The organism is Halorientalis persicus (assembly GCF_900110215.1).
GTDB lineage: Archaea > Halobacteriota > Halobacteria > Halobacteriales > Haloarculaceae > Halorientalis > Halorientalis persica.
On record NZ_FOCX01000027.1, the window covers coordinates 34,764 to 41,050 of the forward strand.

Below are 6,287 nucleotides of genomic sequence, written 5' to 3' on the forward strand. Positions count from 1 at the left end.
GAGCCTCGGGGTTATCGCCGAACGGACATGATCGAGCCCCTCCTGCGACTGGTCCTCGGCGTCGGTATCAGCGTCCTCGCGGTGCTGGTCGCGCTCCCGGTGACGCTCGCACTCGCGCGGGCCTTCCGGCGAACCCTCGGCGGCAGTACCGTCCGTCGCGTCTGTGACCGGATCGGCGGTGACGGCTGGACCTTCGAACTCGCCGACAAGGTCGAGACTGCCATCATCGGCGGACTGATCGGTGGCGTCGTATTCGCCAGTCTCAGCCCCGCCATCGGCCCCGTGATGTACGACTTCCACGTCCAGAGCGGGATCGTCGACAGACCCGCTCCCGACGTCGAGGTCCACGAGCTGGAAGTCCCCGACCGGGAACTGCAGGAGCGGTACAACCTCAGCGTGGGCAACTACACCGCCTACGAACTCGAACTCGCCAATCCGGACCAGCGGACGCTCCGGAACTTCGATCTCAACGCCCGATTCCCGGGCTGTGTCGAACGCTCGGCGCTCGGGGTGACCAACTTCGGCACCGCCGTCGTCTCCAACGAGACTCAGGAGGTGCGAGTCGGCGAGTACACCAACCGCTCGGCCAACGCCACCTGCTACGGCGCGGTCTCCGTCGATGAGTTCGCGCCCGGCAAGGCCGCCCACGTCACCTTCGTCGTCGACGAGAACGCCTCGGTCAACCGCACCCGCCTCTACGACGCCCCCGAGTCAGAGTCCGTCCTGCTCGCTGACTCGTTCTCCTGGGAGTACAACGGCCGCAGCTACTCCGATCCGGCCGACGTGACCCACGAATCCGTGGTGGCGAACCGGACGCGGCGGACCTGAACTCGACGAACGAACGTGACAGGACGATCTGTCAGGACGGCTGTATTTTAGTCGAACCGTCGACTCTCGCGAGCCGTGAACCGTCGTCAGTACCTCGCAGCGGTCGGTGCCCTCGCCACGGTCGGGTGTCTGAACGCCGACGAACCGGAACCCGATACACCCGACAGCAACGGTGCGACGCCGCCACGGGTCAGCACCGACGCCTCGACCGAACAGCCCGCCCGCAGTTCGACCTGCACCGTCGAGAACGGTACCGACCGGGTTGCGGCGAAGCCGATAACGTTCCGCGATTTCGCCCCCGACGATGCGGGCGTGGTGCTCGAGGCGACGGTCAATGGCCGGGTGCAGGCGACCGTCGACGAGGACCCCGACGACGCCAGCGTCGCCGTCCCCAACGAGAGCGATCAGGTGTTCATGGTGTTCCGCATTCGGCTCCACAACCCCGCTGACCACCCAGTTCCACTGAACCGTTTCTGGCTCATGAAATCGCACGAGACCGCTGGATCCACCGGAAACTGGTACGCCCCCACCTCACACGACCTCCCAGAAGCGGGACGGATCGAGGGCGGCGACACGGTCGGCTACTGGGAAGAGCGGCTCATCCCCGAATCCGCGACGAGAGGGCTCGTGACCGTCAATTCGGCGGCGTACGACGACACTCTCGTCGGTGCGACCTTCACGTGCGACGAATCGCTCGATATCGGTGTCGTCGAGTCCAGCGACTAGAACGCACCCGCCCGTTCGTCCCGCGTCACTCCAGGACAGCGCCAGAAGCGGGATATCGAACCACGACTCCCCTCGTTCAAATCCCACCCGAGACTCTTTGTCCTCGTGAGACTCGGACAAAAGAGCCAGGGGTGGGATTTGAACCCACGAACTCCCGATTACAAGTCGGGTGCTTGGACCGCCCAAGCTCCCCTGGCACACCTCCAGGTAGCGCCTACCCCTTTGAGTGATTATCGCTTTCCACCGACTTCTCCAGTTGCACTCGATGCGGATCGTAGCCCTGTCGCCGGTAGAACCGACGCGCCGCCTCGTTGGCCGCCAGCACCTCCAACTTCACCGCGTCGACTCCGCGCACCGCCAGTTTCTCCTCCGCGACCCCGATCAACTCCCCGCCGATTCCCCGGTCGCGGTACTCGGGGCGGACGTACAGGTTCTCGATGGTTCCCCGTGTCGACGTCGTCGCAAGCAGTTCACTCCCCGCGCTGAACATGACGAATCCCAGCACGGCCCCCGGCTCGGCGTCGAACTCGTCGTCGGGTTCGGCGACGGCGACGTAGAGGCCGTCGGCGACGATGGCCCGGCGGACGTTCTCGCCGATGGTGTCGCGGTTCTCGGCCGCCCGGAGGTGCGAGCCGACATCGCGCTGTTCCTCGGCGAGGTCGACCCAGAGGTCGGCGATGGCGTCGGCCGCGTCCGTGTCCGGGCGTTCGACGTTCACTACTCGCGCAGCACCTCGACCGCCGGCAGTTCATCGCCGGTGAGCAACCGGAGGGCCGCGCCCCCGCCGGTACTGACGTGATCGAAGCCCTCGATTCCCAGCTGACGCAGTGAGGCCGCCGTGTCGCCGCCGCCGACGATGCTGTACTCGGCGTTGGCCGCCGCGCCGAATATCTCGCGGGTCCCGTGGGCGAACCGCTCCTCTTCGAACACGCCCGGTGGACCGTTCAGGATGGCCGTCCCGGCAGTCTCGAACACGTCCGCGTAGGCGGCCGCAGTGTCCGATCCCACGTCCAGCGCCGGCGCGTCGACGGGTAACTCGTCGATGCCGACTTCGACGCGTTCGCCGTCGCGCTCGACGGCCACGTCCTCGGGGACGTGGATCTTCTCGCCGTACTCGGAAAGGAGCGCCTCGGCCTGCTCGACGGCCGTGGCGTCGCGGTCGGTGATGGCGTCCATCGACGGCTCGCCGATATCGACGCCGCTTGCCGCGAGGAAGGCGTTCCCGGTCATCCCGCTGGTGAGGATCTCGTCGGCCAGTCCGCGTTCGAGGACGCTCTCGGCCACGTCGAAGGCGTCGGCGATCTTCGCGCCGCCGAGCGCGTACACGCGCGGCCGCGGCGTGTCCTCGATGTTGCTGAGCACGTCGAGTTCCCGTTCCATGACCCGGCCGGCGTAGCTGTCGACCCGCATCGGCAGGCCGACGATGGAGGGCTGTGAGCGGTGTGCGGCCGCGAACGCGTCGTTGACGAACGCGTCGACGACCGGGGTCAGCCGGTCGACGAGGAACGTCTCGGCGGCCTCCGCGGGCGGGAACTCCATATACTCCTCGCTGTAGAAGCGCGTGTTCTCCAGCAGGACCGCCTCGCCCGAATCGAGGGCCGCGATGGCGTCGCGAGCGTCCGTCGAGAAGGTGGCGTCGCAGTAGGTTATCGGGTGGTCGAGCAGTTCGCCGAGGCGGTCGGCGTGGTCTTCGAGCGTGGCGAACTCGTCGCCACCGGGCCGGCCCTGGTGGGCGAGGACGGCGAGTTTCCCGCCACGGTCGAGCAGTTCCTGCAGCGTGCCGACGTGCGCGTGCAGCCGGGCGTCGTCGGCGAGACGTCCGTCCTCGTCCAACGGGCTGTTGATGTCAACGCGCACCCCCACCGTCGTGCCGTCGACGGCGAGGTCGTCAAGCGTCGGTATCCCCATGCTCCCCTCTCCCGCTCGGTGGAGGATATGTGTTTTGTTGTGGGGTCGGCCGAATGGGGACGTGACGGTTCGTCCGTCGGCGAGAGCGCTAGACGTTCTTGCAGTCGCTACAGACGAGCTGGCCGTTGAACGTCGAGAGATCGCGGCTCAGCGACCCACACAGCTCACAGATCCCCTGGTTCGAGTACTCTTCGTCCGTCGCCGCGCCCTCGGCCGTCGCCGTCACCGCCTCGACCGTAGCCCGTTCCGTCTCCACCCGCTCGCTCTCGATCCCGGGATCGAGCGTCGAGGCCGTTACCACGTCGTGTTCGGTGATCACACCAGCCAGTTCGTCACCCTCCATCACGAGGAGGTGGCGCGAATCCGTTCCGGACATCCGGTCGGTCGCCGCCGCCAGCGACTCACCGGGGCCGACCGTCGGCGCATTGTTCTGCATCACGTCCGCGACGGTCACCGAGTCGAGGTCGCCCCGCTCGACCGCCGTCTCCAGCACGTCACGCTGGGTGACCATCCCGATGGGGTCGGTCCCGCGCAACACGACGACCGTCTCGACGTCCTCTTCGAGCATCAGCGCGGCCGTCTCCGCGAGCCCGTCACCCTCGCTCGCGCCGACGTAGTCCCGTCGCATCACCTGTCCGACCGTCACGTTGCCGTTCATGTCATACACTATCACACACGGTGTCTAAAAGCTACCTGCACCACGCTTAATACCGCTCGTGTCCTACCTCCGAGTCCTTCGGCGATTCCTGCGACGGGGCTCAGAAGTCCAGTTCCACGTCCGCGCCGGTCGCGCGGCACTCCTCCAGGGCGTGTTTCGCGGCCATCCCAGCGTTCTGGGCCGTCCGTCCGCGACCGACGCCCACTTTGAGGTCAACGTCGACGGCCTCGTGGACGTGGTCGATAGCGTCACGATAGTCGTCGGCGTCGAGGTCCGGACAGACCGCGATGACGTTGTCACCGCCGACGAAAAATGACAGCGAGCCGTGCGCCTGGCGCATATACCGCATCAACTCGGCGTAGCCCTGTTCGATGTGGATGAACGTGTCGAACTCGTTGAGCTCGTCCGTGTACTTACCCGTCGCGTCGTTCACGTCGAAGTGGGCGATCTGCACGTCCGCCTCGGTCCGGAACTCCTCGTCGATGGTCCGGCCTCGCAGAATCTCCCGACGGTGTTCGTCCTGGGCGCTCCCGGCGTCCTGGAGTTCGCTCGTGGCGTCACCCAGTGCTTTGGCCGGCGTCGTGCCCGTCGCGACGGCCATGCTCATCGTCACGGGGTAGCGATTGCCGACCGATTCCTGAATCATCGCGTGGTCGTCCACGTCGAGCCCGTTGGTCACCGCGATCATATTGTCGAACCTGGAGAAGAAGACGTAGCCGTTCCGGTTCCCGAACAACTGTGAGAGGTCGGCATACAGCCGGGATTGGAGCGTCTGCAGGTCGACCTCGCGTCGCGGCTCCGGAGTAACCGTCCAGGGGCCGTAGTTGTCGATCTGGACGTGGGTCACCTGCGTGTTCGTCACAGTGACGATGGCTTGGCCCCGACCCGCTATTTGTCTTTGGTTCCGACAGTTATCTCCGCGGCTTCAGGGCTCCTCGTCGAGCCGTTCGGTCAGTCGCGGGCCGCCCGTGTACTCGACGGTCCCGAGCCGAGAATCGAACGTGACGACTCCTGTCTCGGTCAGCCGCGGCAGGTGTCGCTGATAGATGTCTGCCCGCGCTCGCTGGCGGTCGGTCGGTACCGCCTCTCCCTCGCCTGCGGCCGTGTCTGTCCCCTCGCCGTGGGCCGCCGACGCTGCGACGGCGGCCGCCAGGTCGTCGACGGGCATCGCCTCCCCCGCGTTCCTGAGCTGTCGGAGTATCCGTCGGCGCGCCGGCGACGCGAGCAGGCTATCCACCACGTCTGGCGGTAGCTCCAGGTCCCCCTCGCCGCTGGATCTCGTGTTCACTGTATGGGTGGCCATGGCTCGTCGTAGAGCTACGCCACCCCCGCACAAGTATGTGTCGCGGTGACACACCGCTCGACCAGGGGTTTCGACTGGGGAAAATCGGTCGGTGGCCCTCAAGCGAGTTCGTAGGGCCAGTACCCCGCATCGCGCATGGACTGTCCGACGACCCGGTGGAAGTGCGGGAAGTCCTCGAACTCCTCCTGGTCGACGTTCTCGAAGATGTCGGCCACGCTGACGACCGTCTCGTAGTCGATCCGGATGGGCTCGTCGCCGAACTCCTCGACGAACTCCTCCTGGGAGAGGGGGAAGTCCTCGTCCTCGTCGATCTTCTTGGCGAGGATCGCCTGCCCGTACTTGCGGCGTCCCTCGCTACCCTCGTCGCCGTCGGGATCGTGGGGCCAGTCGCTCATACCACACGCTCGGGCCGAACCACGCAAAAGCGTTACTCTCCGCGCTCGCCCCCGCACACGCCGAACCGGTCGCCGCGGGCTACCGGCGGATCACGAACACCGCAATCCCGAGTATAAGTAGTCGGCTCTATTGAATCACTAGACAGCGTCGGTGTAGGTCGGTAAATCAAAGGAGTTGAAGCGGGTGAGTGGTAGTTTGGATGAACATCACCACCCGCTTCACCGAGGAGATGGTGTCGCTGGCAAAAAGTTATTGCGACAATCCCGATGAAGCTGCCGCCCCGGAAGGCGGCGGCAGCTTCGCAGAGTACGCGATGATTTCCCTCCACGGGCTACGGATTTTCCTCGATGAGACCTACAAGATGACCATCGACCGGCTGGAGGTGATGCGACCAATTCTGGAGATTATTGGACTTGAGCCCGACGATCTCCCACATCCATCGACGTTGAATAAGTGGCTTGATAGAAT

The 6,287-nt window shown here is 65.7% G+C and carries 8 protein-coding genes, 1 tRNA gene and 1 pseudogene; 3 read left to right on the forward strand and 7 right to left on the reverse strand.

Features of this window, described 5'->3' with window-relative positions; all coding sequences use genetic code 11:
- Nucleotides 1-27 precede the first annotated feature (27 nt).
- Nucleotides 28-828, forward strand: coding sequence for a hypothetical protein (locus tag BMX17_RS20100; RefSeq protein WP_092663477.1), 801 nt, complete (start codon nt 28-30; stop codon nt 826-828).
- Nucleotides 829-903: 75 nt separating this feature from the next.
- Nucleotides 904-1,554 (forward strand): hypothetical protein, encoded by a 651-nt coding sequence (locus BMX17_RS20105; RefSeq protein WP_092663479.1) that lies wholly within the window; start codon nt 904-906, stop codon nt 1,552-1,554.
- Nucleotides 1,555-1,677: 123 nt separating this feature from the next.
- Here BMX17_RS20105 and BMX17_RS20110 read toward each other — a convergent pair.
- The 7 genes from BMX17_RS20110 to BMX17_RS20140 all read right to left on the reverse strand — a co-directional run bounded on the left by BMX17_RS20110 (nt 1,678) and on the right by BMX17_RS20140 (nt 5,818).
- A tRNA-Thr gene (locus tag BMX17_RS20110) sits at nt 1,678-1,751 on the reverse strand.
- Nucleotides 1,752-1,768: 17 nt separating this feature from the next.
- Nucleotides 1,769-2,272 (reverse strand): GNAT family N-acetyltransferase, encoded by a 504-nt coding sequence (locus BMX17_RS20115; protein ID WP_092663481.1) that lies wholly within the window; start codon nt 2,270-2,272, stop codon nt 1,769-1,771.
- On the reverse strand, nt 2,272-3,462 hold the full coding sequence (locus BMX17_RS20120; protein WP_092663483.1) for a phosphoglycerate kinase: 1,191 nt from the start codon (nt 3,460-3,462) through the stop codon (nt 2,272-2,274). The genes BMX17_RS20115 and BMX17_RS20120 overlap by 1 nt, the downstream gene beginning before the upstream one ends.
- A gap of 88 nt (nt 3,463-3,550) precedes the next feature.
- Entirely contained in the window at nt 3,551-4,120 is a 570-nt protein-coding gene (locus BMX17_RS20125; protein ID WP_092663485.1) for a CBS domain-containing protein, read from the reverse strand.
- 100 nt (nt 4,121-4,220) lie between these two features.
- Nucleotides 4,221-4,982, reverse strand: coding sequence for a GTP cyclohydrolase III (locus tag BMX17_RS20130; RefSeq protein ID WP_092663487.1), 762 nt, complete (start codon nt 4,980-4,982; stop codon nt 4,221-4,223).
- Between the two features lie 63 nt (nt 4,983-5,045).
- The gene (locus BMX17_RS20135) at nt 5,046-5,423 is read right to left on the reverse strand and encodes a DUF7344 domain-containing protein (protein WP_092663489.1); all 378 of its coding nucleotides are present in this window, start codon (nt 5,421-5,423) and stop codon (nt 5,046-5,048) included.
- Nucleotides 5,424-5,521: 98 nt separating this feature from the next.
- Nucleotides 5,522-5,818: a DUF5785 family protein gene (locus tag BMX17_RS20140; protein ID WP_092663491.1), complete on the reverse strand. Its 297-nt coding sequence runs from the start codon at nt 5,816-5,818 to the stop codon at nt 5,522-5,524.
- A gap of 200 nt (nt 5,819-6,018) precedes the next feature.
- Between BMX17_RS20140 and BMX17_RS20145 the strand changes: the two are divergent.
- Nucleotides 6,019-6,287: pseudogene (locus BMX17_RS20145) on the forward strand (IS5 family transposase); the annotation flags it as partial.

Coding starts and splice junctions, on each gene's coding strand:
- BMX17_RS20100 (WP_092663477.1), top strand. CDS start 28: ATGATCGAGCCCCTCCTGCGACTGGTCCTCGGCGTCGGTATCAGCGTC.
- BMX17_RS20135 (WP_092663489.1), bottom strand. CDS start 5,423: ATGGCCACCCATACAGTGAACACGAGATCCAGCGGCGAGGGGGACCTG.
- BMX17_RS20125 (WP_092663485.1), bottom strand. CDS start 4,120: ATGAACGGCAACGTGACGGTCGGACAGGTGATGCGACGGGACTACGTC.
- BMX17_RS20140 (WP_092663491.1), bottom strand. CDS start 5,818: ATGAGCGACTGGCCCCACGATCCCGACGGCGACGAGGGTAGCGAGGGA.
- BMX17_RS20120 (WP_092663483.1), bottom strand. CDS start 3,462: ATGGGGATACCGACGCTTGACGACCTCGCCGTCGACGGCACGACGGTG.